The organism is Nocardia sp. NBC_00565, assembly GCF_036345915.1.
Classification (GTDB): Bacteria; Actinomycetota; Actinomycetes; order Mycobacteriales; family Mycobacteriaceae; genus Nocardia.
Genome location: NZ_CP107785.1, coordinates 9,147,336 through 9,168,006, shown reverse-complemented (window position 1 = coordinate 9,168,006; position 20,671 = coordinate 9,147,336). Strand labels below are relative to the sequence as shown.

The following is a 20,671-nucleotide window of genomic DNA, read 5'->3' as shown; positions in this document are numbered from 1 at the left end:
AAGCCCTGCACGCGGCGCGGGGACACCACAAACCCCTGCCGCGTCCGGTCCGCACATGAGACCGTTTCACAATGACGCACCAGCCAGAAATCGACACCCTCGGCGAATTCTTGATCAGCGCAAGATCTTTGGCCGAGTATCGCGCGATCTTCGCACTCACCGAAGCCGACCTCGACGGACGCATCCTCGACTGTCCAGGCGGCGCAGCAAGTTTCACCACGGAGGCAAGTGAACTCGGTGCCGCGGTCATTGCGGCGGACCCGATTTCCATCTCGCCGCCCTGCTCGAACTCTCCCGAGTACCCGCCGGCGAAACCCGCCTCTACCCACTCGTCGACCACATCGGCGCCCGCCAAGACGATCTGGTCGCCCACCTGCGAACGGAGCTGCACGACAAGGGAATCCGCTCCACACTCCGGGAAACCGGATACGAATTCCACCACGGCGCAACGACTGTCCTCGTTTTGCACTCCCACCCGGGCGGCACGGACCAGATATGACAACGGCGCGGCGACCCCCTTGGTCACCGCGCCGCGCGCCCAGGTTTCAGTTGTGCGGCGAGATCAGAGCACCCACTTGAGGATCAGCGTGAGAACCGCGGCGACCACGGCGAGCACGATCGCGGCCACACCCCACACGACACCCTGACGCTGCCACGGGCGGCCGGCGTCGAGGGAGAACCGGCCGGGGCCGGTGAAGGCGACGACCGCGCCGACGGCGGCGAACAGCAGCGGCATTTCATAGCCCTTGCCGGTCAGCAGGCCGCCGCTCCAAGTGGCGTTGATCGCGTTGATCATGGTGCCGAGCACGATGGCCGAGGCCAGCGGCGTCAGCAGACCGAGCACCAGCAGGATGCCGCCGGTGAATTCGCTGAGTCCGGCGAGCGTGCCGAACAGTTTGCCCGGGTTGTAGCCCATGGCGTCGAAGCTGGCGGCATTGCCGCTCCAGCCCATGCCGCTGAACCAGCCGAACAGTTTCTGGCTGCCGTGCGCGGCGAGCAGGCCGCCGAAGACGACGCGCAGCAGCAGCAGGCCGATATCGGTGGCGGAGTCGTCGAGCGTCGTGGCGCTCGGGTTGGTGGTGCGTTCTAATGCGCTGTGGGTGGTCATGCTGGTCCTCATCCCTGCAGTCGGTCGTGAACAGTGACTGTTTAGCCTCGGCAATGAAGCGGACTGTGGTCCGATTATCGCACAGTGCAGGCCAACCGCGCGATCAGCGACGCTATTGCGCCAGGAAGAAGAAATATCCGAGGAACATCACCATCAGCGCCCACATCGCCGGATGCACCTCTTTGACGCGCCCCTTCGCGGCCATGACGATCGGATAAAACAGCATCCCCAACGCCAGCCCGTTCGCGATCGAGTAGGTCAGCGGCATCATGATGACGGTGATGAAGGCCGGAATCGCGTACTCCAGCCGGTTCCAGTCGATCTCGCCGAGCGCGCGGGACATGAGCACCCCGACAACGATCAGCGCGGGCGCGGTGATGGCCGCCGAGCCCGCGACGACAGCGAAGATCGGGTAGCAGAACATGGCGATCAGGAACCAGCCCGCGGTGGTCACGGCGGTCATGCCGGTTCGCCCGCCCGCCGAGACGCCCGCGGTCGATTCGACATAGGCGGTGGTGGTGGAGGTGCCGATGACCGCGCCCGCCATGGTGCCCACCGAGTCGGCGGCCAGTGCGCTGGCCGCGCGCGGTAGCTTGCCGTCCTTGTCGAGCAGCCCGGCCTGGTTGGCCACGCCGATCAGGGTGCCGGAGCAGTCGAAGAAGTCGACGAACAGCATGGTGAGCACGACGACGGCCATCTGCCCCGTGAACGCGTCCGGCAGATGGATGATCGCCTGACCGAAGGTGTGCTCGAGGCCCTTCGGCATCGCGACGACGCCCTTGGGCAGATCGACCAGACCGCTGATGACGCCAACGAGCGCCGTCAGCACGATGCCGTACAGCACCGCGCCGTGCCAGCCGATGACCAGGAAAACGATGGTCACCACCAGGCCGAACAGCGCGAGCAGCGTGGTGCCCTTGGTGAAATCGCCGAGCGTGACGAGGGTGGCGTCACTGTTGACCACGATGCCCGCGTTCTTCAGCCCCAGGAATGCCACGAACATGCCGATGCCCGCGCCGACGGCCAACTTCATCTGCAACGGGATGGCATTGAGGATTCGCTCGCGCACCTTGGTGATCGCGAGCACGAAGAAGATCACTCCGGAGAGGAAGGTTCCCGAGAGCGCCACCTGCCACGGAATCCCCATCCCGAGCACCACCGAATAGGCGAAGAAGGCGTTGAGGCCCATGCCCGGCGCGAGCGCGATCGGATACCTGGCCCACACACCCATGACCACCGTGCCGAACACCGCGGCGACGGCCGTCGCGGTGAAGACCGCCTGCATGGGGATGCCCTTGGCGCCGAGCGCGCCGCCGTCACCGAGTACCGACGGGTTCACCGCGAGCACGTAGGACATGGCGAGGAACGTGATCGTCCCGGCCATCAGTTCGCGCTTGATGGTCGAACCGTTCGAACTGATGCCGAAGTACGCGTCGAGGCGTCCTCGGGTTCGCGTCAGCACGTCGGTGACCATGAGCTCTCCAGTCGAAAATGGGTACGGGGGTGCCAGGGCACGGTAGCCGACAATTCACTGAACCAGAGAACTCGGCATATGCAGCAGCCGCGATTGTCATGATCAGCGTCACGATGGCCATCTCGGACAGACACCGACGACCCGGGCTACGTCGCGGAGAGCAAGGCTCGGCGACACCCTCATCAGCCGGAAGAAGGCAACTTCGACACCGGCCCCTGGGACCCCGAGGGTTCGGTCCAACTCGAAAGCAGTCTCCCCGCGGCGGCGAGCACCTACCCGGGCAGCACCGTGCGTCAGGCGCTCGGTGCGATGACCAGGCCCAGTTCTGCGTCGCTGGCGAGCAACTCGTTGTGGGGCAGCACCCGCACCGTGTAGCCAACGGCACCCGACAGCGGGACCGGGGTTTCGACGGTGAAATGGTCCACGCCGGAGTCGGATCCGGTGTGCGCCATCGGGAATGCGGTGGTCTCGGTGAGGTCGTCGGTCGGCGAGACGCGGCCGAGTACCGCCTGCACCGTGACATCGGCGGGCGTGAGGCCGCCGAGGTCGATGCGGGCGGCGAGGGAGAGCTGCGCGCCGATGATCGGGGTGTCCGGCAGACCTGCGCTGTCGACCTGGATCACCTTTACCGAGGGCCAGGCGGCCTCGACGCGGCGGCGGTACTCCGAAATCGCTCGGGCGCCGGCGAATTCGTCGGCGCTCGCGCGTTGCCCGGCGGCCGCGGCGGGCGCGTAGTACTCCACGGAGTAGTCGTGGACCATGCGGGAGGCCAGCACCTTCGGTCCGAGGGTTTGCAGGGTGTGGCGCACCATCTCGACCCAGCGCACCGGCATATCGGAGAGATCGCGGTCGTAGAAGCGCGGTGCCACGGTGCGTTCGAAGAGGTCGTAGAGGGCGCCGGCCTCCAGATCGTCGCGGCGGTGTTCGTCGGAGACGCCGTCGGCGGTCGGGATGGCCCACCCGTTTTCGCCGTCGTACATCTCATCCCACCAGCCGTCGCGGATGGAGAGGTTGAGGCCGCCGTTGAGCGCCGACTTCATCCCGGAGGTGCCGCATGCCTCGAGCGGGCGCAGCGGATTGTTCAGCCAGACATCGCAACCCCAGTACAGGTAGCGGGCCATGGATATGTCGTAGTCGGGCAGGAAGACGATGCGGTGGCGCACCTCCGGATCGTCGGCGAAGCGAACGACCTGCTGAATCAGCGCCTTGCCGCCGTCGTCTGCCGGGTGGCTCTTACCCGCGACGACCAGCTGCACCGGATGCTCGGGATCCAACAGCAGCGCACGCAATCGCTGCGGATCGCGCAGCATCAGGGTCAGCCGCTTGTAGGTCGGCACCCGGCGGGCGAATCCGACGGTCAGCACATTCGGATCGAAAACGGTATCGACCCAACCCAATTCGGCCGATGCGGCACCCCGCTGCAGCCAGGACGCCCGGACCCGCCGGCGCACCTCGGCAACGAGGGTGGCGCGCAACGTATTCCGGGTCGACCACAGCTCACCCAGGTCGACATCGCGCAGCTTCTCCCAGCCACGCGCCTCCTCGACCAACTCGGCACCGATGTATTCGCGTGCCTTGTCGAACCATTCGCGCGCTGCCCAGGTCGGGGCGTGCACACCGTTGGTGACCGAACCGATCGGCACCTCGGACGCGTCGAACCCCGGCCACAGCGGCGCGAACATGGCGCGGCTGACCTCGCCGTGGAGTTTGGAAACACCGTTGGCGCGCTGGGCGAGTCGCAGACCCATATGCGCCATATTGAACACCGACGGGTCGGCCTCGCGACCGAGCGCCACGATCCGATCGATGGAAAGCCCGGGCAGCATGGCGGATTCGGATTCGCCGTGGCCGCCGCCGAAGTACCTGCGCACCAACGGCATCGGGAACCGATCGATGCCCGCGGGCACCGGCGTATGCGTGGTGAACACCGTCGCCGCCCGCACCGCGGCCAGCGCCGTATCGAAATCGAGTCCGGTCGATACGAATTCACGGACCCGCTCGACTCCGAGGAATCCGGCGTGGCCCTCGTTCATATGGAACACGTCGGGATCCGGCAGTCCGGCGGCACGTGTGTACGCGCGCACCGCCCGCACACCACCGATACCGGCCAGGATCTCCTGCTTGATCCGATGGTCCTGATCACCGCCGTAGAGCCGGTCGGTGACCGCGCGCAACTCCGGATCGTTCTCGGCGATATCGGAATCCAGTAGCAGCAGCGGCACCCGCCCGACCTGCGCGATCCACACCCGCGCCCGCAGCACCCGCTGGTCGGGCATCGCCACATGGATCAGCACCGGCGAGCCATCGGTGGTCAGCAACCGCAGCGGCAGCCCCTGCGGGTCGAGCGCCGGATAGTGCTCGGTCTGCCATCCGTCCGCGGTCAGCGACTGCCGGAAATAGCCGGAGCGGTACAGCAAGCCGACGCCGATCAACGGCAACCCCAGATCGGAGGCGGCCTTCAGATGGTCACCGGCAAGAATCCCGAGCCCCCCCGAATAGTTCGGAAGTACTTCGGTGACGCCGAACTCCATCGAGAAGTAGGCGATACCGCGCACCGGCTCGTCGGTCTGTCGCTGGAACCAGCCCGGCCGGGTCAGATAGTCACGCAGATCCGCGGCCACGGCGTCCACCCGGCCGACATAGTTCGCGTCGGCGGCGAACTCGTCCAGCCGCGCCGCGGGCACCTCCCCCAGCATCCGCACCGGATCGCGGCCCACCTCGCGCCACAACTCCGGATCGAGCTCGGCAAATAGATCCTGCGTCGGCCAATGCCACGACCAGCGCAGATTCGTGGACAGTTCGCCCAGGGCCGCCAAACGCTCGGGCAGATGGGCACGGACGGTGAAACGACGGAGTGCCTTCACGTGCGGAACCCTACCGAATGCCGCGTGCCCAGGTCGCCTCAGCGACCCAGGTCACGCGTCTACGCGTACCGGCGGATCCGCGTGCGGACCTGACGACGGGCCTACTCCTGCCAAGCCTCTCGGAACCGGTGCAACACATGAGCAGCCACCGCTACGCCGCCGCTCACAGACCGGAATATCCGGTCGCGGCAACCCTGCGCAGATGACAGCATCAGCTGATGCCGCACTGGATCGATGTGCTCCCACAGTTCCTTGTCGCCTGCCTTATTCTGGCCGCTCTCCCCGGACCCGCGACCGCGCTGTTCCTCCAGCGCTCGGTGCGTGACGGTCGCGCGGCAGGTCTGGCCGCGGTGGTCGGGAACGAGATAGGTGTGTTCGGGTGGACGCTCGCCGGTGGCGCGGGGTTGTCGGTGCTGCTGGTCGCGAACCGATTCATGAACACCGCGGTGCACGTCATCGGGGCACTGGTGTTGATCTGGCTCGGCGTGCAGGCCTGGCGCGGGGCGCACGGCGACGACGAATTCGGCAGCACCATGACCAAGATGCTGCCGACCGGCCGCACCCCCACCGCGGCCTTCCGCGCCTCGCTGATCTCGATCGCCGCGAATCCGAAGGCGGCAGTGTTCGGCTTGACGATCCTGCCGCAGTTCCTGCCATCCAGCGGCCCAGTGCTGCCGACCGTATTCATCCTCGCGGCCATTCAGCTGGTCATCGACACGGCCTGGTGCGTCGGGGTGGTGCTGGCCGCCGATCGGGCCGGATCCTGGCTGCGCCGGACCGGCGTCCGGCAGCGGATGGAACGGGCGCTCGGCGCGATCCTCGTCGCGCTCGGTCTCGGCCTCGCGGCCGACGCACGCTGAGTGCGTGGTCCGAGGTCGGTTGCCGGTAGGTTGGTCGACGTGACCGGCCGCATCGCTATCGATGACACTGCCCCGTCCATCGCGGGCAGCCGACCGGCCAAGGCCGTCGTCGGCGAGGTTTTCCCGGTGCGCACCGTGGTCTGGCGCGAGGGCCATGACGCGGTCGCCGCGACGCTGGCGGTGCGCGGGCCCGGCTCGTCCCGGATCACCCGGATCCGGATGACGCCGGATTACGAACCCGACGTGTTCAATGCCACGTTCGTCCCGAATCTGCCCGGTGCCTGGACCTACCGCATCGAGGGCTGGAGCGATCCGATCGCCACCTGGCGGGCGGCGGTGGAGGCGAAACTGGCCGTCGGGCAGAGCGCCGCCGATCTGGACAATGATCTCGAACTCGGCGCCCGGCTGCTCGAACGGGCCGCGCAGGCCGTACCCAAGAAGCAGTTCGAGCGGTTGCGCGCGGCCGTGGCGGCGCTGCGCAGCGATGAGCAGTTGCCCGCGCGCGTCGCGCCCGCGTTCGGCACCGAGGTCGCCGAGATCGTGCGCGCTACGCCATTGCGCGACATGGTCACTCGCGGCCCGCAGCACACCGTGCAGGTGGAACGTCAACGCGCACTGTACGGCTCGTGGTACGAGTTCTTCCCACGCTCGACGGGCGGTCGCGATGCCGAGGGCAACCCGATCCACGGCAATTTCGTTACCGCCGCAAAGGAATTGCCGCGCATCGCCGGCATGGGCTTCGACGTGATCTACCTGCCGCCCATCCACCCGATCGGCGAGATCAACCGCAAAGGCCGCAACAACGCACTCGCCGCCGAACCGGATGACGTCGGCTCCCCGTGGGCGATCGGCTCCAACGACGGCGGGCACGACGCGATCCATCGCGAACTCGGCACCGAGTCCGACTTCGCCGAATTCGTTGCCACCGCAACCGAACTCGGTCTCGAGGTGGCGCTCGACCTGGCACTGCAGTGCGCACCGGACCATCCGTGGGTCGCCGCCCACCCGGAGTGGTTCACCACACTCCCGGACGGCACCATCGCCTACGCCGAAAACCCGCCCAAGAAGTACCAGGACATCTACCCGGTCAACTTCGACAACGATCCGGACGGACTGTACGCGGAGGTCCTGCGCGTCGTGCGGCACTGGATCAGCGCGGGCGTCAAGATCTTCCGCGTCGACAACCCGCACACCAAGCCAGCCGACTTCTGGGAATGGCTGATCGCGACCGTGCGGCGCACCGATCCCGATGTGATCTTCCTGTCCGAGGCCTTCACGCGACCCGCCCGGCTCTACGGTCTGGCCCGCCGCGGATTCAGCCAGTCCTACACGTATTTCACCTGGCGCGTCGCCAAATGGGAGCTGACCGAATTCGGCAACGAACTGGCCGCCAAGGCCGATGAGGCCAGACCGAACCTGTTCGTCAACACCCCCGACATCCTGCACGAAAGCCTGCAGCACGGCGGACCCGGCATGTTCGCCATCCGCGCGGTGCTGGCCGCAACCATGGCCCCGGCGTGGGGCGTCTACTCCGGATTCGAGCTGTTCGAGCACCAGGCGGTGCGGCCGGGCAGCGAGGAGTACCTGGATTCGGAGAAGTACGAGCTGCGGCCGCGGCCGTTCGCCGAGGCGTTGTCGCGCGGAGAATCGTTGGAGCCCTGGATCACTCGGCTCAACGAGATCCGCCGCGCGCACCCCGCGCTGCAGCAACTGCGCTGCATCCACTTCCATCACGTCGACAACGACGCGCTGCTCGCCTATTCGAAGATCGATCCGGTCAGCGGCGATGCGGTACTCGTTGTGGTGAACCTGAATCCCTATGGCGCCGAACACGGTTTCATCTCCCTGGACCTGCCCGCGATCGGGCGCGAATGGCATGACCATCCGCTGGTGTTCGACGAGGTCAGTGGCGAGGAATACCACTGGGCGCAGACGAATTACGTGCGACTGGATCCGGCGCACGCGGTCGCCCACATCATCACCCTGCCCGCGGTACCGCAGCAGGCCCGCGCGGAACTGGCCTACCGGAGGACGTTTCGATGAAACGCCGCGATCTGATGTTGCTCGCGGCGGGCACGCACGCCGACCCACACACCGTGCTCGGCGCGCACCCGCATCCGGACGGCACGGTCATCCGAGTGCTGCGCCCGCATGCCGATACGGTCTGCGCCCGTATCGGCGGCGTAGACCATCCGCTGAAATCGTTGGGGCACGGCGTTTTCGCCGGCGTCGTACCGCATCCCGACCTGATGGACTATCGGATCGTCACCAATTACCGAGGCGGGCAGACGATCATCAGCGCGGACGGCTATCGTTTTCTGCCCAGTGTCGGCGAGCTGGACCTGCACCTCATCGGCGAAGGCCGTCACGAACACCTCTGGGATGTGCTCGGCGCGCACCCACGCCACTACACCACCCTCGACGGCGAGGTGGACGGTACGTCGTTCGCCGTGTGGGCGCCGAATGCCAGGGGCGTCACCGTAATCGGGGATTTCGACGGCTGGAGCGGGCACACCGCGCCGATGCGTGCGCTCGGGTCCTCCGGGGTGTGGGAGGTGTTCGTGCCGGGGGTCGGCGTCGGCACCAAGTACAAGTTCCGTGTGCACGGCGCGGACGGACGCACGGTGGATCACGCGGATCCGCTCGCCTTCGCGACGGAGCTGCCACCGGCCACGGCATCGGTGGTCACCGAGAGCAACTACGGGTGGTCCGACGGCGATTGGATCGCGGCCCGTGAACGCACCGATCCCACGCGTGCCCCGATGAGCGTCTACGAGGTCCACCTCGGCTCTTGGCGGCCCGGGCTCGGCTACCGCGAATTGGCCGACCAACTCGCCGATTACGTGCGCGCGGCCGGATTCACCCATATCGAACTGCTGCCGATCGCCGAGCACCCGTTCGGCGGCTCCTGGGGATACCAGGTCACCTCCTACTACGCCCCGACCGCGCGCTTCGGCGCCCCCGACGACTTCCGCGTCTTCGTCGATCGCATGCACGCCGCGGGTATCGGTGTGCTGCTGGACTGGGTGCCTGCCCACTTCCCGCGCGACGAATGGGCCCTGGCGCGCTTCGACGGCACCCCGCTCTACGAGCACGCCGATCCGCGCCGCGGTGAGCAACTCGACTGGGGCACCTACATTTTCGACTTCGGCCGCAACGAGGTGCGCAACTTCCTGGTCGCCAACGCGCGCTACTGGATCGAGGAGTTCCATATCGACGGCCTGCGCGTCGATGCCGTCGCATCCATGCTGTACCTGGATTACTCACGCGCCGAGGGCGATTGGGAGCCCAACGTGCACGGCGGCCGGGAGAACCTGGAGGCCGTCGACTTCCTGCAGGACCTCAACGAGACCGTGCACCGATACCATCCCGGCGTCGTCACCATCGCGGAGGAGTCCACCAGCTGGCCCGGCGTCACGCGCGGCACCGATGTCGGCGGTCTCGGCTTCACCATGAAGTGGAATATGGGCTGGATGCACGACACCCTCGGTTACCTGGGCCGGGACCCGATCCACCGCTCATGGCACCACAACGAGATGACCTTCTCGCTGATGTACGCCTGGAGCGAGAACTTCGTGCTGCCGATCAGTCACGACGAGGTTGTGCACGGCAAGGGCACGCTCTGGACCAGAATGCCCGGCGACGACTTCGCCAAGGCGGCGGGCGTACGCGCCCTGCTGGCCTATATGTGGGCGCATCCCGGTAAGCAATTGCTGTTCATGGGCCAGGATTTCGGGCAGTTCCGGGAGTGGTCGCACGATCGCGGCCTGGACTGGCACGAACTGGAAAACCCCCTGCACCAAGGCATTACCACCGCCATCCGGGATTTGAACGCGGTCTACCGCGCCCATCCCGCGCTCTGGAGCCAGGACACCGCCCCGGGCGGCTACTCCTGGATCGAGGCCGACGACCGCGAGCACAGTGTCCTCGCCTTCCTGCGCTATGGCTCCGACGGTTCGGTCATCGCCTGCGTCTTCAACTTCGCCGGCTCCGTGCACGGCGAGTACCGCGTCGGCCTGCCATCGACCGGCACCTGGCGCGAAATCCTCAACACCGACGCCGTCGCCTACGGCGGCTCCGGCATCGGGAATCTGGGCGGCGTCAAGGCGACCGACGAACCATGGCACGGCCGCCCTGCCTCGGCCACCGTCGCCTTGGCACCCAACAGCGCCGTCTGGCTGACGCCCGAACACTAGCGCCCCTGCGAGTCAGCAGCGTCCGGCCAGTCCTGCGTGGTCGGCGGGTCAGTACAGCGCGGCAGCCAGCTTCCGACGCGCCGCGACCACGAAAGGCTCTGCGGGGTCGAACAATTCGAAGAGTTCGAGCAGCCGCGTGCGAACCTTCGTGCGGTCGTCGCCCGCGGTCTTCTTGATCACGGCGATCAACCGGTCGAACGAGGCGTCCGGCTGCTGGTTCAGCATTTCCACATCGGCGGCGTCCAGTGCCGCGTCGACGTTGGCCGGATCGGCGTCCGCGGTGGCGATCGCGGAGTCCGGGACCGCTTGGGCCCGGGACAGGAAGCGCAACTGCCGCAGCGCGCTCTTGGCCTCCTCATTGCCCGGCTCCGCGGCGATGATGGCCTCGTAGGCCGCCTCGGCCCCGGCCATGTCACCGCGCTCCAGCGCGGACTCCGCGGCCGTGAAACGCGGGTCCTCGACGGGCTGCGGCTCGGGCTCGCTGCCCTCGAGCTGACCGCCGACCGCTTCGATGACCGCGCTCAGCCACTGCCGGACCTGCGGCTCGGGCTGCGCGCCCTCGAAGTCCGCGAGCGGGCGACCACCGGCCACCGCGATCACCGTCGGAATGCCCTTCACGCCGAAGGCCTGCGCGATCCGCATATTGGCCTCGGCCTCGACCGTCGCCAGGTCCCAAACGCCCGCGTCCTCTTCGAGCAGCCGCTCGAACGTCCGAACCAACTCGACACTGCCCGGGCTGCGCTGCGAATACAGCACCACGACCACCGGTACCTGGGTCGATCGGCGCAGCACCTTCGCTTCGAAATCCGCCTCGGAGACGGCGTAATCGCCGCCTCCCCCGCCCGGCGCACCGGCCGGGGGCTGCTTCAGGCTGGACAGATCGACCGCGCCGGACATAGCGGCGGCGGCAGCTGGCGAAGGACGGCGTGCAGCGGGACGAGTCACGGCTTCCAGTTTGTCACGGCGTGACCGAGGCCGGAGCGCCGGAGTCGACGGAAGTGGTGTCGCTCAGCTCACCGAGCCGGCCCGCGCGCACCGCCCACAGCTCGAAGAGCACGGTGCAGAACGGCGGAATGCTCGACAGCAGCGCGAGCACCGTGGTCTTGGCGTTCCAGGCCAGTTCGCGCGCCGCGAGGATCGCGATGATCACGAACAGGATGAAGATGATGCCGTGCGTCATCCCGAACACCTTGACCGGCCAGGTGACCGGTTCGGGGAGGCGCTTGAACACCATGCCGACGATCAGGAAAACCCAGGAGATCGCCTCCAGCACGGCGATGAAGCGGAAGCGCTTGGCCACGGTGCTCAAGTCGAAGAAATTGCCCATGGCCACCATTGTGCCGGACTCCTACGACGGGTCGTAGTTGAACTGGTCACACCTCGGCCCATGGACCCCGAAGTCCCGGTATATGCCGGGACGTCAGTTACACCTTGATGATGAGGGCGTCACCCTGACCGCCGCCGCCACACAGGGCGGCCGCGCCGATACCGCCGCCGCGGCGCTTCAGTTCCAGCGCCAGGTGCAACAGGATGCGTGCGCCCGACATGCCGAGCGGGTGTCCGATGGCGATCGCACCGCCGTTGACGTTCACCTTCTCCGGATCGATGCCCAGCTTGCGGGTGGAGGCGATACCGACCGCCGCGAATGCCTCGTTGATCTCGACCAGATCCAGTTCGGCGGGCAAAATGCCTTCGCGCGCACATGCCTTCGCGATCGCGTTGGCAGGCTGATCCTGCAGCGTGGAATCCGGTCCGGCGACCACACCGGCCTTGCCGATCTCGGCGATCCAGCTCAGCCCCAACTCCTGGGCCTTGGCCTTGCTCATCACGACCACCGCGGCCGCGCCATCGGAGATCTGCGAGGCGGTACCCGCGGTGATGGTGCCGTCCTTGCGGAATGCCGGACGCAGCTTGGCCAGCGATTCGGCGGTGGTGTCCGCCCGGATGCCCTCGTCGGCACTCACCAGGATCGGGTCGCCCTTGCGCTGCGGCACCGCGACCGGCACGACCTCGTTGTCGAAGACGCCGTTCTTCCACGCCGCCGCGGCACGCTGGTGCGAAGCCGCCGCGAACGCGTCCTGGTCTTCGCGGCTGACCGGCTCGGCGTCGTTGCGCTGTTCGGTGAGCGCGCCCATCGGCTGGTCGGTGAAGATGTCGTGCAGGCCGTCGTAGGCCATGCTGTCGCGCATCGTCACATCACCGTATTTGAAGCCCTCCCTGGACTTTTCGAGCAGATGCGGAGCCTGGCTCATCGATTCCTGGCCACCGGCGACCACGATCTCGTACTCGCCGGCACGGATCAGCTGATCGGCCAGCGCGATCGCGTTGATGCCCGACAGGCACACCTTGTTCAGCGTCAACGCGGGCACATCCATCGGGATACCCGCCGCGACCGCGGCCTGCCGGGCCGGGATCTGCCCCGCGCCTGCGGTGAGCACCTGGCCCATGATCACGTAGTCGACCTGCTCCGGTGCGACGCCGCCCTTTTCCAATGCCGCCTTGATGGCGAAACCGCCCAGGTCCGAACCGGTGAAGTCCTTCAGCCCCCCGAGCAGCCGACCGACCGGGGTACGCGCACCGGAGACGATCACGGTTGTGGTCACGACGAGCCTCGCATTCATTGATCGGAACAGCGCCGCGCACCACCTGCTGGATGAAGCATGCGCGGCGTCAACCTTTGTACTCAACGGTAGCTTGCCCCGCTCGACCGACCTTTACCAGGTGCGCGGTGCCCGCGCCGAGGCCCGGCCGACGGCCTTCCGGCCGACTGTGTCCGATCAGGCGCTACCTTCGAGTGGTGAGCAACGTTATGGACTCGTCGAACTTCATCCCCGGCGACTACGTCGTCGCCGTCGACCACGTCGGCATCGCGGTGCCTGACCTGGATACCGCAATCGCCTGGTACGCCGAGAATCTCGGCATGATCGAGACCCATCGGGAGGTCAATGAGGCCCAAGGCGTGCACGAGGCGATGCTCTCGTTGCCCGGCGCACCCGACGGCGCGACTGCTCTGCAGTTGCTGGCACCCCTGAACGCGGACTCGACGATCGCCAAGTTCATCGACCGCAGCGGGCCGGGACTGCAGCAACTCGCCTATCGGGTCACCGATATCGACGCCGTCTCCACGTATCTTCGTGATCAAGGTCTGCGTTTGCTGTACGACGCACCTCGGCACGGAACCGCCGATTCCCGCATCAATTTCATCCACCCCAAGGATGCTGGCGGTGTGCTGATCGAGTTGGTCGAGCCGAACGCGAATGTTACGCACTAGTATCAAGATCGGGCCCGAAAAACTCGTCGGAATCACATTCGCGGTCGAGTCACCATGAGGTGCAAGTAGGCTGTAGTTTGTGTGCCATGTCGTCACCCGAGTCCGATCGCAATCGCTTCGTGGCACTGCCCTTCACCGTTGTGCGCAAGGGTTATGCGCAAGACGAGGTACGCAACTACTTCGACCGTTTCGATGCCGAGTTAAGAGTCACCGCCACAGATCGGGATGCCGCTGCGGCGCAAGCCCGTAACCTCGCCAGCCAGCTGGAGGACGCGCGGGACGAGATCGACGAGCTCCGTAAGGAAGTCGATCGCCTTTCGGTTCCGCCAACTACTGCCGAAGGCATGTCCGATCGCATCTCTCGGATGCTGCGGCTGGCCTCCGACGAGGCCTCGGAGGTGCGCGCTCTGGCGCAGGCCGAGGCGGCGGAAATGGTGTCGATCGCCGAGCAGCAGGCCACCGAAATGCGTGGTAAGTACGAATCGCTGCTCGCCGAAACCAAGGAGAAGCGCGAGGCGCTCGAGATCGAATTCGAGCAGACCCTGGCGAATGCGCGTACCGAGTCCGCCAAGATCATCGAGGCCGCTCAGGCCGAGGCCAACCGCCTCGGCAAGGAAGCCGATGCCAAGCGCAAGGCGACCCAGCAGGACTTCGAGGCCACCATGGCGGAGCGTCGTACCAAGCTCACCCGTGCTATGGAGGAGCTCGAGGCCACCAGCCGCGCCGAGGCCGCTCAGCGGATCAAGGACGCGACCGACGAGTCCAACCGCCTCATCACCTCCGCCACCCAGACCTCCGAGCGCAAGATCGCGCACGCGAAGGAACTCGCCGAGGAGATGCGCGTGCTGCGCGGCCGGGTGCTCGCCCAGCTGCTCGGTATCCGCGGCCAGCTCGACTCGGTGCCCGCGATGCTCGCCGCGGTCAACCGGGAAAGCGAACTGCTGGACGGGGTTCCGGATCAGCGCAAGTCGATCGGCGGCGGCACCAAGTCGGTGACCAGCGGTTCGCGCACCAAGGCGATCCCCGAGGTCGCGACCGAGGAAGACGATATCGACGCCGACGAGCGCGAGAACGCCGAAATCACCAACTGACAACGGCGGGCTGAGCGGCGACAAACGCAACAACCCAACCGAATTCACACCGAAGGCCGTCCCGGATGCGGGGCGGCCTTCCTAATGCGCGCAGTACCCGGACCTTCCCGATGCGCGGGACATGCACCGCCACAACGACATTCGTAACGATCAGGACACAATCATAGCTTACATTCAGGACCAGCGGCGCGTAATCCGCCGTGTCCGACGGCTATTCCAGCAACCCCGATGCCAGTGCCTGCGGTCGTCCTCACCACCATCGACCGCCCACGCGACGATATGCGCTACGCCAGGCGGGATTTCGTGATCACACCCCGGGCAACGGTAGGTCTTGACCGCCCGACTCCCCGGAATGGTCCGCACGACATACATCTCGTCGCTATCCGGCCCGGCCTCCCGCCGACCGAACACATCACCGATCGGCGAGCCACCCGCTTGCGAGCGATCCACCTGGCGTTCTGTGCGCGGCTTCCGTCGGGGCATGCCACCAAGCGTAAAACGTGGCTCGTCTCAGCTTCGGTCCCCCCGCGAGCATCCTGCGCACCTCCTGGCATGCCGCGCACTAAATCAAGGGAAAGGTGCATGAGAGGCGAATCGGTGCACGGAACCAAACCGCGGGCCGCGAAGCTAGAAGAGGCGGAATTCGTTGCTCTCTGTGCCACGTAGGGCGTCGTAATCGAGGGTCAGGCAGCGAATGCCGCGGTCCTCGGCGAGAGTGCGGGCCTGGGGCTTGATCTGCTGGGCGGCGAAGACGCCGGCTACCGGGGCGATGAGGGGGTCGCGGTTCAGGAGTTCGAGGTAGCGGGTGAGCTGTTCGACGCCGTCGATCTCGCCGCGGCGCTTGATCTCGACGGCCACGGTGGAGCCGTCTGCGTCGCGGCAGAGCAGGTCGACGGGGCCGATGGCGGTCATGTACTCGCGGCGGATCAGCGTATAGCCGGGGCCGAGGGTCTGCACGTGCTCGGCCAGGAGTTCCTGAAGGTGGGCTTCCACACCGTCTTTCACCAGACCGGGGTCCACACCCAGCTCATGTGCGGAGTCGTGCTCGATGTCCTCGATGGTGATGCGCAGCTCCTCACCCGCCTTGTTGGTGACCACCCAGAAGGCCTTCGCCCCCTCGGGCACCGCGTCGACGTCGCGCTCATCCAACCAGCACGGCGGGCTCATCCAGTTCAACGGCTTATACGAGCCACCGTCGGAATGCACGAGGACCGAACCATCCGCTTTGATCAGCAGCAATCGGCGGGCCATCGCAAGATGGGCGGTGAGTCGCCCCACGTAGTCGACCTGACAGCGAGCAATCACTAGGCGCACCCAAGCACTGTAGGCGAGTGCCAGGTCCCGCCTGGCGTCAGCCCTGTCGCAGCTGCCGTCAGCCCATGAGGAGGATTGCCGCCAGGAACGCGCTCACGGCGAGCAGGGCGGATTCGACTCGGGTGAGCCTGCGGGTGGACGCGGCCTTGGTGTGGAGCATGCCGAAGCCGACGGCCGTTCCGATACAGAAGGCGAGCAGGTGGCCGACGTTGGTGAAGGTCTGCTCGATCAGGACGCCCTCGGCGGCGACGATGAACCACGCGGTGGCCCAGGCGATTCGCCACCGATGCGGAATGGCGACGACGATCGCGCCGATCAAGGCCATGGCGCCGTAGCTGACGCCGACGTCCTGAGTCCAGCGGATACTAGCGGGCAGCCAGTCGGCCTCGATGGCAATCCAGAGTCCGCCCGCGACCAGGAGCGTGGCTCCGATATGACCGGCCATGAAGACGTGCACCATGTGCACAGCACCGAAGCGCAGCTCGGCGAGCGCCAGCAGGCAACCGAGCAGCGGGATGATCACCCACGCGGCGCTGGCGTCACCGATCACCAGTGCACTGGAGAACACGGTGCCGATACGGCCGCTCAGTAGATTGTGCAGGTTCGTGCTGGCATGCAGCACCATCCTCGTCTGCGCGGAATCACTGAGGGCCGAGAAGACCGCGGTGACAGCGACGAGAGCCGCGAGATACCCGAACGTTGCCGGTAACCTCGGCCGCAGCCAGCGTGGGCGGAGCGGACTGAGGGGATCGACCGGCGCGCGGTCTGCGGTTGTCGTCGCTGCGACCATCAACACCTCCGTTGTGTCGGCTCCTGCGCGCCGACGACGTTCTGCTGTCTTCTTCCATCATCACAGTTCGAACACGATCCATCCTAGTTGTTCCCTGTGAGATTGCTACGAAACGCAAAAAGGCCCCCAACATAGTTGGGGGCCTTTCGCAAGGATGTTCCGGCGGTGTCCTACTCTCCCACACCCTGTCGAGTGCAGTACCATCGGCGCAGGTGGCCTTAGCTTCCGGGTTCGGAATGGGACCGGGCGTTTCCCCACCGCTATAGCCGCCGTAACTCTATGAAACTATCCACACAACAGCGCTGACACAAAACCCGACAACCCCAAAAGAAAAAAGGGGTTGCAGACCTTGTGTCTGCCGCAGTGTCTGTGTGTTGTTTCAGATACCGCACAGTGGACGCGTAGCTTCTTTGTTGGTAAGTCCTCGGCCGATTAGTACCAGTCACCTACACCCGTTACCGGGCTTCCAGTTCTGGCCTATCAACCCCATGGTCTGTGGGGGGCCTTAACCACTCGAAGGTGGTGAGAAACCTCATCTTGGAACAGGCTTCCCGCTTAGATGCTTTCAGCGGTTATCCCTTCCGAACGTAGCTAACCAGCAGTGCCCTTGGCAGGACAACTGGCACACCAGAGGTTCGTCCGTCCCGGTCCTCTCGTACTAGGGACAGCCTTCCTCAAGTTTCTGACGCGCGCGGCGGATAGAGACCGAACTGTCTCACGACGTTCTAAACCCAGCTCGCGTGCCGCTTTAATGGGCGAACAGCCCAACCCTTGGGACCTACTCCAGCCCCAGGATGCGACGAGCCGACATCGAGGTGCCAAACCATCCCGTCGATATGGACTCTTGGGGAAGATCAGCCTGTTATCCCCGGGGTACCTTTTATCCGTTGAGCGACACCGCTTCCACTTGCCGGTGCCGGATCACTAGTCCCGACTTTCGTCCCTGCTCGAGCTGTCACTCTCACAGTCAAGCTCCCTTGTGCACTTGCACTCGACACCTGATTGCCAACCAGGCTGAGGGAACCTTTGGGCGCCTCCGTTACATTTTAGGAGGCAACCGCCCCAGTTAAACTACCCACCAGGCACTGTCCCTGAACCAGATCATGGTCCGAGGTTAGAAGTCCAATACGATCAGAGTGGTATTTCAACGACGACTCCACACACACTAGCGTGCATGCTTCACAGTCTCCCACCTATCCTACACAAACCGTACCGAACACCAATACCAAGCTATAGTGAAGGTCCCGGGGTCTTTTCGTCCTGCCGCGCGTAACGAGCATCTTTACTCGTAATGCAATTTCGCCGAGTCTGTGGTTGAGACAGCTGAGAAGTCGTTACGCCATTCGTGCAGGTCGGAACTTACCCGACAAGGAATTTCGCTACCTTAGGATGGTTATAGTTACCACCGCCGTTTACCGGGGCTTAAATTCTCAGCTTCGCCATTACTGGCTAACCGGTCCTCTTAACCTTCCGGCACCGGGCAGGCGTCAGTCCGTATACATCGTCTTACGACTTCGCACGGACCTGTGTTTTTAGTAAACAGTCGCTTCTCACTGGTCTCTGCGACCCCACCCAGCTCCCACCGCAAGGGTGTTCACCAGACAAGGCCCTCCTTCTCCCGAAGTTACGGAGGTATTTTGCCGAGTTCCTTAACCACAGTTCTCTCGATCGCCTCAGTATTCTCTACCTGACCACCTGTGTCGGTTTGGGGTACGGGCCGTGTACCAACTCACTAGAGGCTTTTCTCGGCAGCATAGGATCACTGAATTCACCTCAATCGGCTACGCATCACCTCTCAGGCACATGCTGTGCGGATTTACCTACACAACGCCCTACAGGCTTACACCAGTACAACCACTGACTGGCCCAGCTACCTTCCTGCGTCACCCCATCGCTTGACTACTACAGCAAGGGTCGTATGCAGCCACATCTCTTCACCCGAAGGTGATAGGTCCGCTTTTGGATACTTAGCACCACTGATTCGCCATTGGGCGCGGATACACGGGTACGGGAATATCAACCCGTTGTCCATCGACTACGCCTGTCGGCCTCGCCTTAGGTCCCGACTCACCCTGGGCGGATTAACCTGGCCCAGGAACCCTTGGTCATTCGGCGGACGAGTTTCTCACTCGTCTTTCGCTACTCATGCCTGCATTCTCACTCCCATAGCCTCCACAACTAGCTCACGCTGCTGCTTCCATGGCTATAGGACGCTCCCCTACCCACCCCAACCACTGCACCACCCCCCGTAAGGAATGGCGGATGTATTGTTGGAGTGCCGCGGCTTCGGCGGTGTACTTGAGCCCCGCTACATTGTCGGCGCAGAATCACTTGACCAGTGAGCTATTACGCACTCTTTCAAGGGTGGCTGCTTCTAAGCCAACCTCCTGGTTGTCTTCGCGACTCCACATCCTTTTCCACTTAGTACACGCTTAGGGGCCTTAGCCGGCGATCTGGGCTGTTTCCCTCTCGACTACGAAGCTTATCCCCCGCAGTCTCACTGCCGCGCTCTCACACACCGGCATTCGGAGTTTGGCTGATTTCGGTAAGCTTGTAGGCCCCCTAGACCATCCAGTAGCTCTACCTCCGGTGTGAAACACGCGACGCTGCACCTAAATGCATTTCGGGGAGAACCAGCTATCACGGAGTTTGATTGGCCTTTCACCCCTACCCACAACTCATCCCCTCAGTTTTCAACCTAAGTGGGTTCGGGCCTCCACGACGTCTTACCGTCGCTTCACCCTGGCCATGGGTAGATCACTCCGCTTCGGGTCTAGAACACGCGACTCAAAACGCCCTATTCGGACTCGCTTTCGCTACGGCTACCCCACACGGGTTAACCTCGCCACATGCCACTAACTCGCAGGCTCATTCTTCAAAAGGCACGCCATCACCCACAGTAGTAAACTACTCGCAGGCCCTGACGGATTGTAAGCGCACGGTTTCAGGTACTATTTCACTCCCCTCCCGGGGTACTTTTCACCTTTCCCTCACGGTACTAGTCCGCTATCGGTCACCAGGGAGTATTCAGGCTTACCGGGTGGTCCCGGCAGATTCACAGCAGATTTCACGGGCCCGCTGCTACTCGGGCATCATCCACAACAGCCGTTGAGTTTTCGCTTACCGGACTATCACCGTCTATGGCAGGCCGTTCCAGACCACTTCAACTAACACAACGGTTTCTGACTGTCGCCCAGACCGGCAGATCTGAGAAGAATGACCCCACAACCCCAAGAACACAACCCCTGCCGGGTATCACATGCCCCTGGTTTAGCCTCATCCGCTTTCGCTCGCCACTACTCACGGAATCACTATTGTTTTCTCTTCCTGTGGGTACTGAGATGTTTCACTTCCCCACGTTCCCTCCACACACCCTATATATTCAGATGCGGGTAACACGACATCACTCGTGCTGGGTTTCCCCATTCGGAAATCCTCGGATCTCAGCTCGGTTGACAGCTCCCCGAGGCTTATCGCAGCCTCCTACGTCCTTCATCGGCTCCTGGTGCCAAGGCATCCACCGTACGCTCTTAAACACTTACTAACAAAGATGCTCGCGTCCACTGTGCAGTTCTCAAACAACACACAAAACCGAGCTTCGATCACCACCATGCCCACCACTGTCTCCAGCAGCGCGGTCTGCGTAACCACCCGGTCTCGTCGTTATCTTGCCTAAGAGGAAACACTCGCGTGTTCTCTCAGG

14 protein-coding genes and 2 rRNA genes are annotated in these 20,671 nt (G+C 64.7%); 5 read left to right on the top strand and 11 right to left on the bottom strand.

The genetic code is table 11. From position 1 onward, the window contains the following. Positions 1 to 562 precede the first annotated feature (562 nt). From OG874_RS41965 to glgP, 3 genes are all read right to left on the bottom strand, one after another. Complete coding sequence (locus OG874_RS41965; RefSeq protein ID WP_330252565.1) at positions 563 to 1,108, bottom strand: DoxX family protein; 546 nt, start codon at positions 1,106 to 1,108, stop codon at positions 563 to 565. A 112-nt stretch (positions 1,109 to 1,220) separates the two neighbouring features. Next, positions 1,221 to 2,582: an NCS2 family permease gene (locus tag OG874_RS41960; protein ID WP_330252564.1), complete on the bottom strand. Its 1,362-nt coding sequence runs from the start codon at positions 2,580 to 2,582 to the stop codon at positions 1,221 to 1,223. A 293-nt stretch (positions 2,583 to 2,875) separates the two neighbouring features. Beyond that, positions 2,876 to 5,446: an alpha-glucan family phosphorylase gene (gene glgP / locus OG874_RS41955; protein ID WP_330252563.1), complete on the bottom strand. Its 2,571-nt coding sequence runs from the start codon at positions 5,444 to 5,446 to the stop codon at positions 2,876 to 2,878. Positions 5,447 to 5,664: 218 nt separating this feature from the next. Here glgP and OG874_RS41950 point away from each other — a divergent pair, with 218 nt between their 5' ends. From OG874_RS41950 to glgB, 3 genes are read left to right on the top strand one after another with little or no spacing between them, the layout of a single operon-like run. Continuing rightward, on the top strand, positions 5,665 to 6,306 hold the full coding sequence (locus tag OG874_RS41950) for a LysE family translocator (RefSeq protein WP_330252562.1): 642 nt from the start codon (positions 5,665 to 5,667) through the stop codon (positions 6,304 to 6,306). A 39-nt stretch (positions 6,307 to 6,345) separates the two neighbouring features. Further along, positions 6,346 to 8,349, top strand: a complete 2,004-nt coding sequence (locus OG874_RS41945; protein ID WP_330252561.1) for an alpha-1,4-glucan--maltose-1-phosphate maltosyltransferase — start codon at positions 6,346 to 6,348, stop codon at positions 8,347 to 8,349. Beyond that, positions 8,346 to 10,502: a 1,4-alpha-glucan branching protein GlgB gene (gene glgB, locus OG874_RS41940; RefSeq protein WP_330252560.1), complete on the top strand. Its 2,157-nt coding sequence runs from the start codon at positions 8,346 to 8,348 to the stop codon at positions 10,500 to 10,502. The genes OG874_RS41945 and glgB overlap by 4 nt, the downstream gene beginning before the upstream one ends. A gap of 48 nt (positions 10,503 to 10,550) precedes the next feature. Here the strand turns inward: glgB and OG874_RS41935 are convergent, their stop codons facing one another. The 3 genes from OG874_RS41935 to OG874_RS41925 form a co-directional block, all read right to left on the bottom strand. Beyond that, a complete protein-coding gene (locus tag OG874_RS41935) occupies positions 10,551 to 11,399 on the bottom strand; it encodes a tetratricopeptide repeat protein (protein WP_330257644.1) in 849 nt (282 codons plus the stop codon). Between the two features lie 61 nt (positions 11,400 to 11,460). After that, on the bottom strand, positions 11,461 to 11,838 hold the full coding sequence (locus OG874_RS41930) for a DUF3817 domain-containing protein (protein WP_330252559.1): 378 nt from the start codon (positions 11,836 to 11,838) through the stop codon (positions 11,461 to 11,463). Between the two features lie 88 nt (positions 11,839 to 11,926). Beyond that, positions 11,927 to 13,105, bottom strand: a complete 1,179-nt coding sequence (locus tag OG874_RS41925) for an acetyl-CoA C-acetyltransferase (RefSeq protein ID WP_330252558.1) — start codon at positions 13,103 to 13,105, stop codon at positions 11,927 to 11,929. Positions 13,106 to 13,311: 206 nt separating this feature from the next. Between OG874_RS41925 and mce the strand changes: the two genes are divergently transcribed. Further along, entirely contained in the window at positions 13,312 to 13,773 is a 462-nt protein-coding gene (gene mce, locus OG874_RS41920) for a methylmalonyl-CoA epimerase (RefSeq protein WP_330257643.1), read from the top strand. Positions 13,774 to 13,859: 86 nt separating this feature from the next. After that, on the top strand, positions 13,860 to 14,864 hold the full coding sequence (locus OG874_RS41915; protein WP_330252557.1) for a hypothetical protein: 1,005 nt from the start codon (positions 13,860 to 13,862) through the stop codon (positions 14,862 to 14,864). Positions 14,865 to 15,038: 174 nt separating this feature from the next. Here OG874_RS41915 and OG874_RS41910 read toward each other — a convergent pair whose 3' ends face one another. The 5 genes from OG874_RS41910 to OG874_RS41890 form a co-directional block, all read right to left on the bottom strand. Further along, on the bottom strand, positions 15,039 to 15,347 hold the full coding sequence (locus OG874_RS41910; protein WP_330252556.1) for an ATP/GTP-binding protein: 309 nt from the start codon (positions 15,345 to 15,347) through the stop codon (positions 15,039 to 15,041). Between the two features lie 144 nt (positions 15,348 to 15,491). Further along, on the bottom strand, positions 15,492 to 16,178 hold the full coding sequence (gene nucS, locus OG874_RS41905; protein WP_330252555.1) for an endonuclease NucS: 687 nt from the start codon (positions 16,176 to 16,178) through the stop codon (positions 15,492 to 15,494). A gap of 58 nt (positions 16,179 to 16,236) precedes the next feature. Continuing rightward, positions 16,237 to 16,968, bottom strand: a complete 732-nt coding sequence (locus tag OG874_RS41900) for a rhomboid-like protein (RefSeq protein ID WP_330252554.1) — start codon at positions 16,966 to 16,968, stop codon at positions 16,237 to 16,239. A gap of 157 nt (positions 16,969 to 17,125) precedes the next feature. Continuing rightward, positions 17,126 to 17,242 (bottom strand): 5S ribosomal RNA (gene rrf, locus OG874_RS41895). A 138-nt stretch (positions 17,243 to 17,380) separates the two neighbouring features. Further along, positions 17,381 to 20,512 (bottom strand): 23S ribosomal RNA (locus OG874_RS41890). Positions 20,513 to 20,671: the final 159 nt, after the last annotated feature.